Annotated in this window: 15 protein-coding genes; 9 read left to right on the forward strand and 6 right to left on the reverse strand. The window is 41.6% G+C overall.

What is annotated here, in order from left to right; all coding sequences use genetic code 11:
- Positions 1-117: 117 nt before the first annotated feature.
- The 3 genes from ABJV04_RS05010 to ABJV04_RS05020 all read left to right on the forward strand — a co-directional run bounded on the left by ABJV04_RS05010 (position 118) and on the right by ABJV04_RS05020 (position 2,963).
- Positions 118-804 (forward strand): GntR family transcriptional regulator, encoded by a 687-nt coding sequence (locus ABJV04_RS05010; protein WP_348490207.1) that lies wholly within the window; start codon positions 118-120, stop codon positions 802-804.
- Positions 805-838: 34 nt separating this feature from the next.
- A complete protein-coding gene (locus ABJV04_RS05015; protein WP_348490208.1) occupies positions 839-1,930 on the forward strand; it encodes an enolase C-terminal domain-like protein in 1,092 nt (363 codons plus the stop codon).
- Positions 1,931-1,997: 67 nt separating this feature from the next.
- Positions 1,998-2,963, forward strand: a complete 966-nt coding sequence (locus ABJV04_RS05020) for a Gfo/Idh/MocA family oxidoreductase (RefSeq protein WP_348490209.1) — start codon at positions 1,998-2,000, stop codon at positions 2,961-2,963.
- Between the two features lies 1 nt (position 2,964).
- Here ABJV04_RS05020 and ABJV04_RS05025 read toward each other — a convergent pair whose 3' ends face one another.
- Complete coding sequence (locus tag ABJV04_RS05025) at positions 2,965-3,660, reverse strand: GntR family transcriptional regulator (RefSeq protein ID WP_348490210.1); 696 nt, start codon at positions 3,658-3,660, stop codon at positions 2,965-2,967.
- Between the two features lie 340 nt (positions 3,661-4,000).
- Here ABJV04_RS05025 and ABJV04_RS05030 point away from each other — a divergent pair, with 340 nt between their 5' ends.
- From ABJV04_RS05030 to ABJV04_RS05045, 4 genes are all read left to right on the forward strand, one after another.
- Complete coding sequence (locus ABJV04_RS05030) at positions 4,001-7,381, forward strand: CBM35 domain-containing protein (protein ID WP_348490211.1); 3,381 nt, start codon at positions 4,001-4,003, stop codon at positions 7,379-7,381.
- Between the two features lie 77 nt (positions 7,382-7,458).
- Complete coding sequence (locus tag ABJV04_RS05035; RefSeq protein ID WP_348490212.1) at positions 7,459-8,052, forward strand: hypothetical protein; 594 nt, start codon at positions 7,459-7,461, stop codon at positions 8,050-8,052.
- Between the two features lie 250 nt (positions 8,053-8,302).
- Positions 8,303-9,697, forward strand: a complete 1,395-nt coding sequence (locus ABJV04_RS05040) for a M20/M25/M40 family metallo-hydrolase (RefSeq protein WP_348490213.1) — start codon at positions 8,303-8,305, stop codon at positions 9,695-9,697.
- A 61-nt stretch (positions 9,698-9,758) separates the two neighbouring features.
- Complete coding sequence (locus ABJV04_RS05045; RefSeq protein ID WP_348490214.1) at positions 9,759-10,229, forward strand: FKBP-type peptidyl-prolyl cis-trans isomerase; 471 nt, start codon at positions 9,759-9,761, stop codon at positions 10,227-10,229.
- Positions 10,230-10,325: 96 nt separating this feature from the next.
- On the opposite strand, the gene ABJV04_RS05050 is transcribed toward ABJV04_RS05045, so the two are convergent.
- A complete protein-coding gene (locus ABJV04_RS05050; RefSeq protein ID WP_348490248.1) occupies positions 10,326-11,081 on the reverse strand; it encodes a class II aldolase/adducin family protein in 756 nt (251 codons plus the stop codon).
- Between the two features lie 100 nt (positions 11,082-11,181).
- Between ABJV04_RS05050 and ABJV04_RS05055 the strand changes: the two genes are divergently transcribed.
- Positions 11,182-11,874: a Crp/Fnr family transcriptional regulator gene (locus tag ABJV04_RS05055; protein ID WP_348490215.1), complete on the forward strand. Its 693-nt coding sequence runs from the start codon at positions 11,182-11,184 to the stop codon at positions 11,872-11,874.
- Between the two features lie 35 nt (positions 11,875-11,909).
- On the opposite strand, the gene fabB is transcribed toward ABJV04_RS05055, so the two are convergent.
- Positions 11,910-13,124 carry a beta-ketoacyl-ACP synthase I gene (gene fabB, locus ABJV04_RS05060; protein ID WP_348490216.1) on the reverse strand — a complete coding sequence of 405 codons (1,215 nt, stop codon included), beginning with the start codon at positions 13,122-13,124 and terminating at the stop codon, positions 11,910-11,912.
- A 209-nt stretch (positions 13,125-13,333) separates the two neighbouring features.
- On the opposite strand from fabB, the gene mnmC reads away from it, so the two are divergent.
- Entirely contained in the window at positions 13,334-15,361 is a 2,028-nt protein-coding gene (mnmC, locus tag ABJV04_RS05065; RefSeq protein WP_348490217.1) for a bifunctional tRNA (5-methylaminomethyl-2-thiouridine)(34)-methyltransferase MnmD/FAD-dependent 5-carboxymethylaminomethyl-2-thiouridine(34) oxidoreductase MnmC, read from the forward strand.
- Positions 15,362-15,401: 40 nt separating this feature from the next.
- Here mnmC and ABJV04_RS05070 read toward each other — a convergent pair whose 3' ends face one another.
- Genes ABJV04_RS05070 through ABJV04_RS05080 form a run of 3 tightly spaced genes read right to left on the reverse strand, consistent with a single transcriptional unit; the run spans position 15,402 to position 17,535 of the window.
- Positions 15,402-16,136, reverse strand: coding sequence for a FlgO family outer membrane protein (locus tag ABJV04_RS05070; RefSeq protein ID WP_348490218.1), 735 nt, complete (start codon positions 16,134-16,136; stop codon positions 15,402-15,404).
- Between the two features lie 4 nt (positions 16,137-16,140).
- Entirely contained in the window at positions 16,141-16,899 is a 759-nt protein-coding gene (locus ABJV04_RS05075; protein ID WP_348490219.1) for a FlgO family outer membrane protein, read from the reverse strand.
- Positions 16,900-16,914: 15 nt separating this feature from the next.
- Positions 16,915-17,535 (reverse strand): FlgO family outer membrane protein, encoded by a 621-nt coding sequence (locus ABJV04_RS05080; protein WP_348490220.1) that lies wholly within the window; start codon positions 17,533-17,535, stop codon positions 16,915-16,917.
- Positions 17,536-17,712 lie beyond the last annotated feature (177 nt).

Consider the following 17,712-nt stretch of genomic DNA (forward strand, 5'->3'; position numbering starts at 1 on the left):
GATTGTCGAAATTGAAATTTTATAGTCGACAACGAAAGTAACAATTGAAAATATTAGAGTTTAATTTCAACAAGTTGCGTATTTATATTTATTTAACAAGCTGATTAAGGCATTGAGATGAGTGGAAGTACTGATATTTCAGACAATAAGGTTAATTTAAGTGAAGAGGCCTATTGTTTGTTAAAAGAAAGTATTTTAAATGGTGATATCGCCAAAGGCGCAACTTACACACAGAGTGAGATTGTGAAGGTTTTACAGGTTGCAATCAGTCCATTGCGTGTCGCCATAAACAAATTAGAAACTGAGGGGTTAATTAACGTTTTACCCCGAAGTGGTATCCAAATTATAGACACTGACTTTGCCCTTACTCGTAACACTTATCAGTTGAGAGTTATCTTAGAAAGGGAAGGATTAAAATCCTACATAAGATCAGTTTCAGATAAAGAAATACATGACTTCAAGCAGCGCCACCTAGAGATACAAGATGAAATAACTAAGTGTCGCAGTAACTTACTAATTTGTGAAAAGCTGGCAAAGTTAGACTCAGAACTGCATACAGCCTTCATTTTGTCGTTAAATAATCAAATTATTACCAAAAATTATTTGGCTAATGAGGATTTAATCCGCTTAACCCGACTGGATCGAGTTGATTTAGCATCCAATGAAATGCTTTTGCGCACCAATGAAGAACACTTGGCTTTAATTGACGCAATTGCCAAAAGAGACCAAACAAAAGCCGTAGAGAGTCTAGATGCTCACTTGGAAAAATCAATTAAAAGGGCAATGGGGCTATGGGGCTTCTAGATGAATAACTGCCTGAAAAGAATAAGGAAAACAAATGAACTCTAAAATAGAGAATATTCGAATTCACTGCTTTGATTATGCCAGAGATAGGATAATTGGAGATTCACAAATCGCATCAAGCAGAGTATGGATAGGCGCACTAGAAATTTTCGATGGCGACGGCTTATCAGGTTTAGGTTTTTTCCAGTCGTTAACCGCCCCTTTGCCAAACGCTAGTTTTATTAGACAGTTATTAGAAGCAAGTGGCATCCAAGGGATGGTGAATCAAGCACCTGAAAGCCTAATTCATCAAGTCACCCGTCCAAGGGGCGGAAACATCCAATCTCTGCCCTATCATTTGGACCAAGCTATAGATCAAGCACTCTGGGATTTAGTGGCTAAGCGCGCTGAGTTACCGCTATATCAACTGCTAGGTGGCACTGAATCTAAGGTCAAAGCCTATGGAAGCGGGGTGTGTTTTCATTTGAGCGATGAACAAGTGTTCGACTTTTACAGCGACGCCATTAAACATAACTTTAGTGGTTACAAAGTAAAGGTTGGCCATCAAGATATCAGCCGAGATATCGGCAGACTTAAACAGATTGTGGAGATCGTTGGTCAAGACAAACTTATCATGGTAGATGCCAATGAGGCTTGGTCGCCGAAAGAAGCCATCGCTAAAATTAAACAATTTGAAGGTGCCGGTATTCCCATTTACTGGGTTGAAGATCCTATATTAAGAACCGATATAGCAGGTTTAAAAGAAGTGAAACAGGCATTAACAAATACCCATCTAAATGCCGGTGAGTATCTAAATTTAGCAGGTAAAAAATCCCTAGTTGATAATGACGCAGCCGATGTCATAAACATTCACGGTGACTTCTCCTCTGCCCTGCGCATTGGTTGGTTGTGTGCAGAAAAAGGCATGCCCATCGCTTTAGGTAATACACCTATGGAAATGGGTGTACATATCGCCTCAGCCCTACCAGAGGTGTTATATACAGAACACTCCATGCTTAATTGGGATTACATCGTTGACTCACCCTTTAACATTAATCAAGGCTATATAGAGTTACCTAGCCAGGCGGGACACGGATTAACCCTTTCAAAGGATGCAATTGCTGAATTAAAACCAAGCGTTTCGTAATCTTTAAAAAATTTAGGCAGGTTCTATTAAAGCCGAACGAGTGAAAGCACTATTTGGGAGAGAGTTAATGGCGTTAGAAAAACAAGTGAATTGGGGCATAGTAGGCGCTGGCCGTATTGCAGAGAAGTTCTGTGAAGATATGACTTATGTGAGAAATGGAAAATTAGCTGCCATTGCTGCAAGATCAGCAGACAAAGCACAACAATTCGCAGATAAATTCCACATACAATATGCCTATGCTGGATATCAGCGATTATTTGACGACCCCAATATCGATGTCGTTTATATCGCCACAACCCATAACTTTCACTTTGAACATGCAAGAGCGGCACTATTAGCTGGAAAGTCAGTGCTATGCGAAAAGCCAATTACCATATCAACTGAGCAATGTGTTGAGCTACAAAGCATTGCCAAACAACAGAATGTATTTTTAATGGAAGCCCTTTGGACTTACTTTTTGCCTTCAATAATTAAAGCAAAGCAGTGGGTTGAAGAAGGATTAATTGGAAAAATTAAACATATAAAAGCGGATTTTGGTTATCGAGTGCCATATGATCCTGTGGGCAGAATGTACAACCCTGATTTAGCTGGCGGCTGTTTGTTAGACATGGGAATTTACCCATTAGCCATTGCTCACTATTTCAACCCCGTCGATCTCACAGATTTAACCTTAAAAGCACAAAAAGCTGCAACCGGTGTAGATAATGACTTAGTGATCCTAGCCACGGCTGGTGATGTTACCCTTTCGTTGGCTACGTCGTTTCAGTGCCGTTTACAAAATGCAGCGTTAATTATTGGTGAAAAAGGTTATATAAAAATACCGGACTTTTGGCGAGCCAAGTCCTGTGAATTATATAAAATGGATACCAAAATAGACGCGTTCATCGATACTGAACCTTGCATTGGTTATTGCTACGAAGCCATCGCGGTGGCGGAACAACTGCTACAAAATAAAACAGAGCATCCTACTGCTCCACTGTCGACAAGCTTAATTCTGCAACAGCAAATGGAACGTATTCGTTCGATGTTTTAAATTAAAACAGCTTCATATGGCGATGCAAGGCTTCTTTAAAGTGTCTAATCAATGCCGCAGAGGCAGCTTCTTGATCTCTGTCGGCACAAGCTTGCAAAATTTGAATATGTTCGTTCAAGGTATTCACAACCAAATTAGGTGTGAAATGATGTTCTAACTGAATCAGCTTAATGTAATACTTCAGGCGCGTTGCCGTCACCTCAACAAATTCATTATTCAGACTGGATATCATAGTCCCATGAAACTTCTGCTCGATTGCTTCTATTTCATCTAAAACGGTGGGTGTAATACCCGATTTTTCGACTTTTTTGATCAGAGCTTTATGCTCTTTGATTAACGACTGAATAATATCTTCGTGGCCATATTGAGCAAAATGGCGAGCTGCCGCACTTTCTATAATTGAACGAAATTGGTAGGTAGAACGGATAAACTCTAAATCCGGTTTACGAAATTGGATACCGGCTCTAGGGTGTATGGTCAGCATTTTTTCACTTTCCAATACACGAAGGGCATCTCTTAATGGTTGGGTAGGAATATCCATTAGTTTGGATATTTCATTTTGTGACATAAATGAACCAGGAGCTAACTTGCCTTCAAAAACCCATTGTAGAATCTTGTCATAAGCAGCCTTGTTCAACGAAACGGTTTGACCGCTTGCCGACACTCCGTTTGTCGAATTGCTCTTTTTACTATTCAATTTTTCCGCCATACCCAAATAAAACACTGCCTTGCAAACAGCTATCTAGTTCTGATTATTCTTATTATGTTGATATGGCAATAGTACTCATATTCCGAAGAAGGGCAAGCTTTATATCCTGTTCTTAGCCCTTTCCCCACTTGAAATGGGAGTTTCACTGAAGGGCTTAGTTAAGCCCCTAAACTAACCCATTTTTTCAAATTACAACATTTTGTAAAATATTAACGATAAACTATAAATGCATTGTTAATCATTCGTTAATATATTAATCAAGATCATTGAAATATCAAATCGCAGCAAAAACCTTTTTAGATAGCGTAAATCCACAAGGAGATAGCTTATGAATCAGTCCAAAACAGATTACTTTAGTAGTCCTTCCGGCTTAGTTAAACAACTAAGCCGGAGCGCCTTCACGTTAATGTTAGCGAGTATGTCCAGTTTAGCCGTGGGGCAAACCTATTACGTTGCTCCCGATGGCAACGATACTAACCCAGGTAGTTTAACGTCACCGTTTAAAACCTTGGAAAAAGCTCGAGATACCGTCAGACTTGTTAATGAGGATATGAATGAAGATATTTACATTTATATTAAAGGCGGCAATTACCCTATTGATACTCCAATCGAGTTCGACTCAAGGGACTCAGGCCAAAATGGTTATAGTGTCATTTATGCAGCGTACGACAGTGAAGAACCGGTTTTAAATGGTGCTACTCAAGTCACGGGCTGGAGTCACCATAGTGGAAATATTTACAAGGCAACCTTGAATCGCGACGAAAAGTTAAGAACTCTAATCGTCAATGGCGAACGCGCTTATATGGCTAGCCAACGGGTTGGCGTAACAGGTAGTTGGGGTACGTATAATATTACTGCAGGTCAAGCCACTTGGGCCAGAATTGATGGCTCTCACCCTGATGGTGTGACTTATAATTTGTCTGATCTCCCATCAATCAGCAATGTTACCGATATAGAAATAATGAACCAAACGAAGTGGAATACCAACTTTGTTACTGTTCGCGAAACAATAATCGAAGACGATAACCGGGTTATGAAATTTTCACAGCCCTACGCAGCAATCGCCATGAAACAAAATTGGGGTGGCTTCACCAACAGTGGCAATCATACGTTATTAAATGCTTATGAATTTCTCGATGACGCCAACGAATTCTATTTTGATCGCAGCACAGACACCCTTTATTACTACACAGAAACAGTCAATATGGACACCGCAGAAGTTTGGGCCCCCCATGCCAGCGGTTTACTCAACCTAAACGGTGATTCAAAAGCCAATCCTGTTAAAAACATCACCTTTAAAGGTCTTACTTTTGCCTATACCGAAGCGACTTTACCTGAAGTGGCAGGTTCTGCAGGGAAAAGTACAGTACAAGCGTCAACTTACAAAATGGCATACAGCGACGGAAACTGGCACACCGATAAATACACAGCTTACGATGTCATGCCCGGTGCAATTAATGTTAATCATGGGCAATACATTAGTTTCGAAGATGGTGTAATTAAGCACATTGGTGGCGAAGGAATTAACTTTACAAATGACGTGCTTGAGTCACAAATTATCGGCAACGCATTTCTCGATATCGGTGGTTCTGGAATCAACGTCTCTCACCCACAACATGTTTATATTGGCGATGGAGGTGCCTATGAAAAGTATCCTAGTGCTGAAGAAGGTGTGGTGCAGAATATATTGATAAAGAACAACCTTATCTACGACGCAACGCGCATTTATTGGGGACATGCTGCCATTACAGCCTTCTTTACCAATGGGTTAAACATAGAGCACAACCAAATTCAAAATACCCATTACACTGGCGTAAGTTTAGGTTGGGGTTGGAACAATTTCGGTCCCGAAACCACCCCTGATAACTACACCACGGTCGCCAGAAACAATAAATTCAATAACAACCGCGTTTACAATGTTATGACGACGCTAGAAGATGGTGGTGCCTTTTATACTCTTGGTAACCAACCCAACTCGGAAGCAAGTAGAAACTACGTAAAAGCTCCTACTACTCATTTCCAAGGGGTATATCACCCTGATGAAGGAACCGCCTATTACACCGGCGAAGATCTGGTATTTGAAATCGTCCCCGGCCAAGATAACTTTGAACTAAATGCGTGGCGAGACAAACGGGATAATCATTATAGTAATATTTATACTACTTCCAGCTCCAATGCCACGGGCGCACCTAACTCCAGCATTACTGATATGCACGTTATCTCGGATGCCGACTGGCCAGCTGAAGCCTTAGACATTATTGCTAATGCAGGATTGGAGTCAAACTATCAATATCTATTAGACGATATCCCTGAACCACCTGAAGTACCTGGTTTAATAGGCACGGCTACAGGCGACATCATTGAAGCAGAAAGTGGCACCCTGTTAGGCAGTGGTTCAATTTTTAACGATAGCGAAGCCTCTGGTGAGCTGGCAGTGGAGAATATTCATACCAATGGTTCTGGTATCGAGTTTACTGATATGCCAAAAGCAACGGCTTTACAACTTAGATACACATCGAAAAAGACAGGCACATATAGCGTATACGTAAACGGCGCACATCAAGCAGACGTTGAATATAGTTCAACTGGACAGTGGGCGGGGTCTTATGTGTTAACTGAGACTGTGTTAGTCGACATTCCACAGGGTGCAACCTTAACCCTGCAAAAAGACAGTGACGATGATGCTATCAATATCGATTATGTCTTGTTAATCGATCATAGCTTCAAACAAGAAGCCGAAGATGCCGATATGCTAGGAAATGCCAAAGCACAGGACGAACACTCAGGATACAGCGGCACTGGATTTGCTGCGCAAATACTCAATCAAGGCGACGGTGTAGAGTTTAGCTTCAATGCCGGTGTTGCTGGTCAGTACATCATTGATATGCGTTACGCCATGGGCACATATGGTCCTAGTGGCGACCGGACTTTAAGCGTATACGTTAATGGCAGTGAACAAACCCAAGCTAACTTTCAAACTACGGTGGAGTGGAACGAATGGGCCAACACTGAACATGTTGTGACTTTAAAAGAAGGCCAAAACACCCTGCGTTATCAGTACGATTCCGGAGACAGTGGTTATGTAAATATAGATTATATTGAATTAACTCAAAAAACCGAAGCTGAGGATGGTCTACTCAACAGCGTTGTTGTAGACAATAGCCACACTGGATTCAGTGGATTCGGCTTTGTTGCGGATATTGTCCATGAAGATGATTCTGTGGCATTGAGTGTTTATGCCCCAACTGCCGGAGACTATGAATTAGGTGTTAACTACGCCATGGGTCCTGACGGTCCCTCAGGTGACCGTTCACTCAGCGTCTATATCAATAATATCGACCAAGGCGATAGCACTTTTGTTAGTACTGGAGCTTGGGATAGTTGGGCAAGTAAACAGGATGTGATTAGCCTCAATGCTGGGCTGAGCGTCATTCGTTTCCAAAATGATATAGACAATACCGGCTGGGTAAACCTTGATTACATCACCCTTGGATTAATCAGCGACAGCGACGATAGCTGTAGCAATGGTATTGAAGGTGATTTCGATTGTGATGGTCAAATTGATCTAGAAGATAGAGACCTTTTCTTATCGGCAATGGGCAGCCAAGTGGGCGATGAGAATTACTTTGCAGCGGCTGACCTAGACGGTGATGGTGGTATTACTCGACTAGATTACAGTCACTGGTTTGTATTGTACCGAAATCAATAATTTACCTATAGCTGTCAGTGGATAACACGCTGACAGCTTTTTCACTTTATACACAAAATTAATTTAGGAATGACAACATGAACATTGTTAATAAATATCTTCCATCTTTTGCTTTAGGCGCATTTTTACTACTGACTGTCACTTCAACACAAGCCAATATTATCGAATACGACATAGAATTCAGTGACGTTTCTGACGTGCAGATAGGCGACGCTTTTGCCGTTGATGTCTTCATTGATACCCCCACGAATTTAACCTTAACAACCTTCGGATTTAACTTTGTGGACGCCATAGACGTGAACACCTTTAGTGGCTTTTCAAATGTCACTTTTGATGGTTTCAGTGTGGCGTCGTGGATGAATAGCGACCTATTGAACGATGTAGGTGGTTTAACTGACTTATTTGCTCCTGCGATCTCTGGAGAAGATACATTCATTGCAACCCTAAACTTTACGGCAACTAACTTAGGTAGTCAGACGGTGGCGATGTTTGGTGATCTGTTTGAAAATGGTGGTGGAGTTTTCTTTGATGATTTTTCCTTTGCCAGCGTTGGCGGCACCTTCGACGTTAATATTGTTGACGATTCTGTGCAAGTATCAGCCCCCTCAACGTTGTCTATCTTTTTCCTGAGTCTATTTTCAATCATAGCTTTTAGAGTTTGGAAAAAATAATACTTATTAATATTAAAAAATGCCCTCTTTTTAAACCTCTACGAGGGCATTTTCATCCACTCCCCCATATTGCCCGCGAATAAAAATGTAACTGATATCACCACCTATTTGCTATTGGCGATAGTTAATTAGGCTGAAAAATTGCGTGGGTTATGCCATTTGTGAAAATAAAACTGCCTGTATACATGCATTTATCTTTTGTTCCCGTTAATCTAGGGAATCAAACCATCCCAATCAAAGAGATTTCTCCATGAAATATGCTTTAGTACTCGGTATCTTGCTGATATCAACCACCTCAGCGTTGGCAAATACCGTAAAAGATTCCGAACATGCTAAAAAATCCTTGGAGATTTATCGCACCATCGTCGGCATTCCCACTGTTGCTGGCAAAGGAAATGTGCCGAAAATGGCAGCTTATTTAGCGGATGAATTTAAACAGGTTGGCTTTAGGGAAGACGACATTCAGATTATTCCCAGCGGGGAAACCGCTTCCTTAATTGTGCGTTATCCAACTAATGGTTTAAGCCAAAAAAAGCCTATTTTGTTATTGGGCCATATGGATGTAGTTTCGGCCTTGGCAAAAGATTGGGAACGCCCACCCTTTGAATTGACCCAAGATGATAAGAACTTTTATGGACGTGGTAGCATTGATAATAAGTATGGTATTGCCATGCTCTCATCAACGTTTATTCACCTAAAAAAACAGGGATTTGTACCTAATCGTGAGCTCTACCTAGTTTTTTCAGGTGATGAAGAAACAGGTATGGTCACCACCCGTATGTTAGCCAATGACCGTCCTGAACTCGCAACGGCAGAATTTGCGTTAAATTCAGATGCTGGAGGCGGTAGTTTGGATGCAAATGGCAACGCACTAACCTACAAAGTTCAAGCTGCAGAAAAAACCTATGTGAGTTTTGAACTGACATTGCGTAATAAAGGCGGTCATAGTTCTCGTCCACGGCCCGACAACGCGATTTATGAGCTATCAACGGCTTTATTGAAAATTAGAGACTATCACTTCCCAGTAATGTGGACAGACATGACTCGCAACTTTTTTCGTATTACGGGGAAACAAATAGGCGGTGAATTAGGTGGGGTAATGTTAGCATTCGCTGAAGACCCTACTGATAAACAAGCATCTGATCGCTTAGAGATAGAGTCCTCTTACGTGGGGACAACCCGCACCACTTGCGTCACCACCATGTTACAAGCAGGCCATGCTGAAAATGCCCTGCCCCAATCAGCTACGGCCACAGTAAATTGTCGCATTTTCCCAGGTGTCACTGTTGAAGAGGTTAAACAAAGCTTGCAAAAAGTGGTCGATAACCATGAGATTGAATTTGTCACTTTGGATGCGCCAGTTGAAAGTCCCGTATCCGAATTACGAGAAGACGTGATGTCTGCTATTGCTAAAGCCGTACACGTACGGTATCCCAACCTAGATATTATCCCTTACATGGAGTCTGGCGGCACCGATGGTAAACACTTTCGTAAGGCTGGGATCCCCACATGGGCGATGTCCAGTGCATTTATGGATCCAAATGAGATGTTTGCCCATGGCCTAAATGAGCGCCTTCCCATTAAAGCGTTTTACGATGGTTTGGATCATTGGAGCATTATTCTCAAGGAGTTAGCTGGAAATTAGTCTATAAACACAAACCCCATTAAGTATTTACGTTAATTAATCAAAAAAGATAGGAAAAGTTATGAAGTTTATTGTTTTAGCCGTGGTTATTGCATTAGCAGTATTCTACTTCAATAGAAATTCAAATAATAAAAAGTTAGCCGTTGAAAACACCGCAACAGCCAAGGCATTTTTGACCAAAAACAAAGCCAACGAAGGTGTGGTGGAAACGGCTTCAGGCTTGCAATATCAAGTATTACAAAAAGGCGATGGTGAAGCCCATCCAACAGCTACCTCTACGGTAAAAGTTCATTATCATGGTACGTTAATCGATGACACTGTGTTTGATAGTTCGGTAGACAGAGGCCAGCCTATTAGCTTTCCTTTGAATCAAGTCATTGCCGGTTGGACCGAAGGCGTTCAGCTAATGGTAGTGGGTGATAAATTTAAATTTTTTATACCCGCTGATTTAGCCTATGGCGACAATGCGACAGGAAGTATCACCCCAGGCTCTTTGCTTATTTTCGAGGTTGAGCTTTTAGACATTCAATAAACTTTGTCCGCCGATAACATCATTATCGAAGCCAATAAAAAAGGTTTTTCAGTAATTGAAAAACCTTTTTTTTTAGCCATGTAAAAACCATCTCAACTATTGATCATAGCCTGGATTAACTCTGTCTAACTTGCGTAGTATGCCTGGCCAAGCTAATGCGCCACCAGCAGAGCGAGTCACCTGTTTCGCTTGGGCTTGGATACCACTTAATATGGGATCCGGAATTTTAATCATGGGCTGTCCCGTTGCTTGGGCTTGCAATTGAATTTCGCATGAACGCTGCAATAAGAACATTCCCAAAAAGGTATCCGCAATTGACTCTCCACAGGTAAGCAGTCCATGGTTGCGCAAAATCATAAAACTGTTATCGCCCAAATCTTCCACTAAACGGCTTTTTTCATCAGGATTGAGGGCCACACCTTCATAGTCATGGTAGGCCATTGATGACAAGGCAAACAAAGATTGTTGGCTGTAGGCCTGTAACCCGTCTTTTAGGGTTGATATCGCAACGCCAGCGGTGGTGTGTAAATGCAACACACACAAGGCATCTTCTCTGGCTTCATGCACGGCACTGTGAATAGTAAAACCCGCTGGATTAATATTGAATTCGCTATCCATTACAATATTGCCTTGCAGGTCCACTTTGACTAAGTTGGACGCTGTCACTTCTTCAAATAATAAACCATAGGGATTAATTAAAAAGTGATGCTCAGGCCCTGGTACCCGAGCGGAGATGTGGGTAAACACTAAATCGTCCCAACCATAGTGGGCGACAATCCGATAGCAGGCGGCTAAATCCACCCGCATTTGCCATTCCTGTTCACTTACACTTTGTTTAACACTGGCGACCATATTCATTACTTCCCAAATTACAATTAATTAACATTTGGCCACTGTAAGGCATTTATTTGAGTTACACTGTCGTCAATTTGACAATCTTTATGGAATTGCCATGGATAATTCGGAAATAGAGTATCTTTTCAAACACAACAATTGGCTGGATCAACTGCCTCTCCATGTGATTCAAGGGTTGATTGCGGTGAGTAAGTTAAAAGTCCTTAACAAAGGACAAATTTTGCATGCTAAAGGCGATAGCGCGGATGGTATTTATTGTATTTTAAAAGGCAAAATTCGGGTCAGTAATGTTAATTCACAGGGCAAAGAAATGGTGCTGACATGGCTTGAGAATGGCACTTGGTTTGGGGAAATATCAATGTTCGATGATTTGCCCAGAACCCATGATGCCCATGCTGATGAAAAATCCCATTTACTTATGGTTCCAAAACTCGCATTTCAAAAATTACTGCAAGATAACCCTCACTTCTATCCATTTTTTATGCGCATGTTGTGTCAGCGAATTAGGGTGACATTTAATTTAATCGATGAAACAGGCGGATTGTCATTATTAGGGCAATTGGCTCGACGAATTATTCTGCTGGCAAACGGCCTTCATAACGCAGGGCAACATCAAAAAACCAAACAAATTGGTATATCACAAGAATCATTGGCCCATATGATCAACAGTTCACGACAAACAGTAAACAAGCTGTTAAACCAATTAGGTCAGAAGAATATAATAAAAGTTGATTATGGAATGATAGAAATTATCGATATGCAGGAATTAGAAGCTTTGTGTGAAATATAGTGAGCAAGGCAATACCTTGCTCACTAAAAAAGCCCTTAAGCTTCGTATTTTTTCAACACTAATGTAGCGTTGGTTCCACCGAAACCAAAACTGTTTGACATGATAGTATTGAGTTTAGCTTCACGTGGTGAGGTCACGACATCTAGACCTTCAGCCGCTTCATCTAAATTATCAATATTAATGGATGGTGCAATGAAGTCATTTTCCATCATCAAAATACTGTAAATAGTTTCATTAACACCAGCAGCGCCTAGTGCATGACCAGTCATAGACTTGGTTGAGCTGATTGCAGGACTCTTACCACCAAACACTTCTTGAATGGCCGCCAATTCTTTAACATCACCTACCGGCGTGGAAGTACCGTGAGTGTTAAGGTAATCAATGGGCGTATCTACATCTTGCATCGCCATTTGCATGCAGCGAACAGCGCCTTCACCAGAAGGAGCAACCATATCTACACCATCAGAAGTAGCACCGTAACCAACCACTTCGGCATAAATTTTAGCACCACGCGCTAAGGCATGTTCAAGTTCTTCAACCACAACCATACCGCCACCGCCAGAGCTAACAAAGCCATCGCGATCGGCATCGTAGGTTCGTGAAGCCACTTCCGGATTATCATTGTACTTCGATGACAATGCACCCATAGCATCAAACTGCACAGATAACGTCCAGTGTAGTTCTTCACCGCCACCAGCAAATACAACATCTTGTTTGTTTAGCTGAATCAACTCTAGAGCGTTACCAATACAGTGGGCACTGGTAGCACAAGCTGAAGCAATTGAATAATTGATACCTTTAATTTTAAAGGGTGTTGCCAAACATGCAGAAACGGTACTGGCCATAGATTTGGTGACCATGTAAGGACCGACTCGTTTCACCCCTTTTTCACGCAAAATATCAGCAGCATCTACCTGACTTTTTGATGACGCACCACCAGAACCTGCGATAATACCAGTTCGAATGTTGGACACCTGATCTTCAGGTAAACCCGAGTCTTCAACAGCTTGTTGCATTGCAATGTATGCATAAGCCGCTGCGTCACCCATAAAGCGTAACTGTTTACGATCGATATGTTCTTTAAAATCGATATCTACCTTTCCCCAGACCTGTGAACGCAAACCCATCTCCGCGAACTCATCTGAAAAGGTGATGCCTGAACGACCTTGTTGCAAGGAATCCAGAACTTCTTCCTGGTTATTCCCTATGCTAGAAACAATACCGATACCTGTTATGACTGCTCTTCTCATTTTTCACCTTTTTTACGATTTAATCGAAGAATTTTCCGCATATAATAATGATTTTACAGACTTAACTGGTCTGCTCTTATGCTAAATGAAATAATGCTTTTAGTAATGCTAGCATGGGAATTAATAAGTTTCCTAAAAATCACCATTTTAATCAGAATAAAGTGGAATCCAGTTATCTGTATGATTCAAATATAAATTAAGGACACCTGTTGACTATTCAACCAGCCAAAATCGTTTACAACTCTGAAGGTACTCCCGTTGCAGAAGATTTCGACGATGTGTATTTCTCTAATCACAATGGGTTAGAGGAAAGTCGTTATGTTTTTATAAAAAACAATCAACTACCTGATGTATGGACAACACACCGTCAAAAAAGTTTTGTGATTGCTGAAACGGGTTTTGGGACAGGTTTAAATTTTTTAGCTGTTTGGCAACTGTTTGAGCAAATAAGGCAATCATCAAATGATGCAGCCCCTGAGTGTTTGCATTTCATTAGTTGTGAAAAGTTTCCAATTCCCAAGGTCGACTTAATCACTGCCTTAAATAAATGGCCAGAATTAAAACACTACTCTGCACAATTAACCGCACACTATCCTGATTTAGTCGCTGGCTGCCATCGCCTGAGTTTTGATAGCGGTAAGGTGATACTTGATCTTTGGTTAGGTGAAGCCAATGAGGTTTTTTCAAGCATGCACAACCTTCCTCAAGGGCTAGTTGATGCTTGGTTTTTAGATGGTTTTGCCCCAAGCAAAAATCCTGAAATGTGGAGCTCAGACCTTTACCAACAAATGGCTAGACTAAGCAAGCAAGGCGCTACCTTTGCAACCTTTACTGCTGCAGGCATAGTTAAACGAGGCTTAGCGGAACAAGGTTTTGAGGTCAAAAAAGCCAAAGGGTATGGACGTAAAAGAGACATGTTAGTGGGTCACTTTAATCACCCTGATGTCAATCGCCGAACTGCCCGCTATTTTCAACGCCACGGTATGCAAACCACAACAGCAAAACAGAAACAAACCATAGGCGTTATTGGAGGCGGCATCGCTGCTGCCAACATAGCCCTTTCTTTGGGCCAAAAAGGGTTTAACGTCACTTTAATGTGCAAAGACTCTAAAGTCGCACAAGGGGCGTCTGGCAATCCTCAAGGTGGTTTTTATCCGCAACTTAATGCCGAAGCGAATATTGCTAGTCGAATTCAAGCAATATCCTTTGGTTTTGCCTGTCGCCGTTATAGGCAACTGCTTGAGCAAGGCTACCCATATGCACACCAGTGGTGTGGCGTACTGCAGTTGGGCTTTAACCCATCGGTGATAAAACGTCAGCAAAACTTATTACAAAACAACATTTGGCCGGAATCTCTGGTTGGCTATAGTGATCAAGCAACATCCACTCGCATATCTGGATTAGATTTGCCCTACGAAGGGCTATTTATTCCACAAGGTGGATGGTTAAACCCACCTGATTTGGTCGATGCAATGATTCGATGCGCTCAAGCGCAAGGGAATTGTGAACTATTGCTGGATGCAGAAGTGACGGGGATCAGCAAATCTGGCGAACATTGGAGGGTAGAACTGCCTGACAAATATGCCAGTCATACTAAACAGTTTGACGCTTTGGTAATTGCCACTGGGTCTGATATCAGCCAGTTTTCATACTGCAACGCAATCCCTTTTCAAATGGTAAGAGGCCAAGTTGAAGCTATCCCAACCCAAACTCCCTTGGATAAGTTGCAAACCGTGTTATGTCACAAGGGCTACATGACACCTGCATTGAACGGATTTCATGCCCTAGGGTCGACTTACGTCAAACAAGATACTAATGAAGAGTATCGTAGCACAGAACAAAGCACTAATTTACAGATGCACAAAAAGGCATTAGCGAAAACTAGTTGGGCAGAGGATCTTTATGGACAAGAAACAGGGCGAGCGGCAATTCGCTGCTCGTTACCAGATCACATTCCAGCAGTTGGTGCAGCGTTTGACGCAGACGAGCAATCCCAACAATTTAAAGATTTATATAAAGCATTGCCCATTGAGCATTATGCAGATGCGCAGGATTTAGAGGGGTTATTTGTTTTTGCGGGTTTAGGCTCTAGAGGATTAACCACTGCCCCCCTACTCTCAGAGTTGTTAGCATCGCAAATAAGTAACGAGCCCTTACCTCTGGCCAAACAACTTCTTGATGCCCTCAACCCAAATCGGTTTTTGATTAAAAACTTAATCCGCCGTATTTATACCTAAACTGATCCCTAAATAGCTAAACTCGTTAGGGGTTTAGGGATTATTCGCCAACTATTACGTATTCTGGTTGTAATGACTTAACCACAAAATTGGGGATCAAAATGGACGCGCTTGAAACGACTATTTTAGAGTCCATGGAAACCACTCTTGCGTTAACTCGAACCCCTTTTTCATTGCGGATCAGAGTGCCAGATAAGATGTAGTCTAGGTTTAACTTGTTTGATAATTTACGCGCATCACGGCTAAACACCAGATCGCCATTGCCACCCACGCCAATGTAATCGGTGGTTTTAAAGTCCACCACTTGCACCCCAAAGCCTTGTACTTCAACAATCAACATTTCAGCCAATTGATTTCCCAATACGCTAGTTTGCTTAAGGGTTTTATCGAAATTAACAAAAGATGCCACCCCCACTTTACTTTGGGTGTTCAGTTGTCTGCCGTTTTTCACTAACGACATGGTCAACTGCTCGGCATAATCAGATAAGGATTTGTGTGTAAATGCAGGTTGATATAACGAATTTGGGGCACGATAAATGGCTATTGATTGCTGTTTGTTGCTACTGTCAGCATTGAGCATTTTTGCTCTTGAATCTGCACGATAACCAAGGCCAGTCTCTGGATTAGGTCCCTTTTCGACTTGCACAACAGGCGCCTCCACTGGTGGCTCAGGAGTCGAAAACCAATGAACCAACGCATTATCCGAGGAGGCACAACCACTGAGTACCAGCAAGATACAAGCAAAAAGAGCGTAAACCTTGAACGTCCGATTCATGGCGCTATTCCCCTTGGGTCAGTTGCACACCATCAACCATATTGTGCTCACTGGGTAACAACGCATCCACCACATAAAACGGCATCAACATCTGTGCACTTGCCACTACAGCTTTACTTTCCAAACCAAGTATCCGCGCATTAACAATATAGCCACCTTGGTGCTTGGTCATAGTGCCAGTTAGAATATACTCAATTGGAGATTGCTCTGTTAACTCTAAGAAATCTCTGCTTAGTAAAAAGTCACCATGTTCAGTCACGCGAATATATTCAGTCGCTTTAAAATCAATCACCGGAATACGAAACTTATGCAGTTCATGCATAAATGACTCAGTCAGTTGAAATCCCAACAAGTTACTTCTTTGTAAGTCACTATCAATGAGGGCAAAATTAGTCACACCGACTGGCGTTTTATCGGTTATATATTCCATGTTGGAGATTAAATCTTGGGTCATGCTTTGCACATAATCGCCAACATGCTTAGTAACCATGCGCGCACTTGTTCCGCTGCCATTGCCGTATAACGCATCAGCACGTTCACTGCCGTATAAATCTGATTGGGAATGGGAAGTGGTTGACGATTGCTCAACATCAGCGTTTTGAATCGCAGGATCGGCCACAATATTGACAACTTGCATTTGAGGTGTCATTTCTGTTTTCGATTTATTATCTGGCTTTTCTGTGTCTGATTCACCAAACAAAGAGAAACTTGAGCAACCCGACATTAGCAAAGCAGCGGTGAATATTGATATTAGTTTAGTCACTTAAGACTCCTTCATTTAAGAACCTGTACGGTAGATCATGCCACCTCGCATGGTGACCTTTTCTCTTTGCCAAAACAGCTCTGCGGGAAAAAACTTTGTTGCCGATGCCACTACATCTTTACTTTCAACATGAATAATTCTCGCATTTACAATTGCCCCTTCTTGCTGCTCAGTAATAGTACCAGCAATATAAAAGTCTACATTTTGCAATGGCGCTAATCGAGAAACGTCACGACTTAAGGCGTATTCTGCTTCTTTAGTTACTAATATATCGTTTGTAATCTTATAGTCTTGAGTAATAAATCCACGGCGACTAGCTTCTGTGACCATTCCTTCGGCTAACTGATGGCCTAAAAGCATTAATGGATGCTGATAAGTTTTATCAAATTGCAGGTTAGTCACAGGTACAAAACTCACTACCGCATAACGGTAATCACGATTTTTTGTCACTCCTGCAAAAAGCTCATTGGCAAGTATCGAGGTGTGATACTCAATATTACCTAGTGCCGGTAAAGACTCTTCATATTGCATCTTTGGCTGATTCTCAGAGTCAGACATTGACGAACATGCCGTCAAACAGAAAACCAATGTTAACCATACACAGCCATGCAATTTTTGTTTATTTAGAATTTTCACACGCTACTCTCTTGCTCTAGGAATTAGTGTTGTCTTGCACAAAACTCATTAACTTTAACAACGATGACTAACTAAATGAGTTCTTCGTTTGTATCGCCATTACGTCTATAAGCAAACACACACTGATTAATAAATAGGTTCATCTGGTTAGGTGAGTTGCATTTATTAAGCCATTTC

Origin of the sequence: Aliiglaciecola sp., assembly GCF_039982535.1 — a bacterium.
Lineage (GTDB): Bacteria > Pseudomonadota > Gammaproteobacteria > Enterobacterales > Alteromonadaceae > Aliiglaciecola.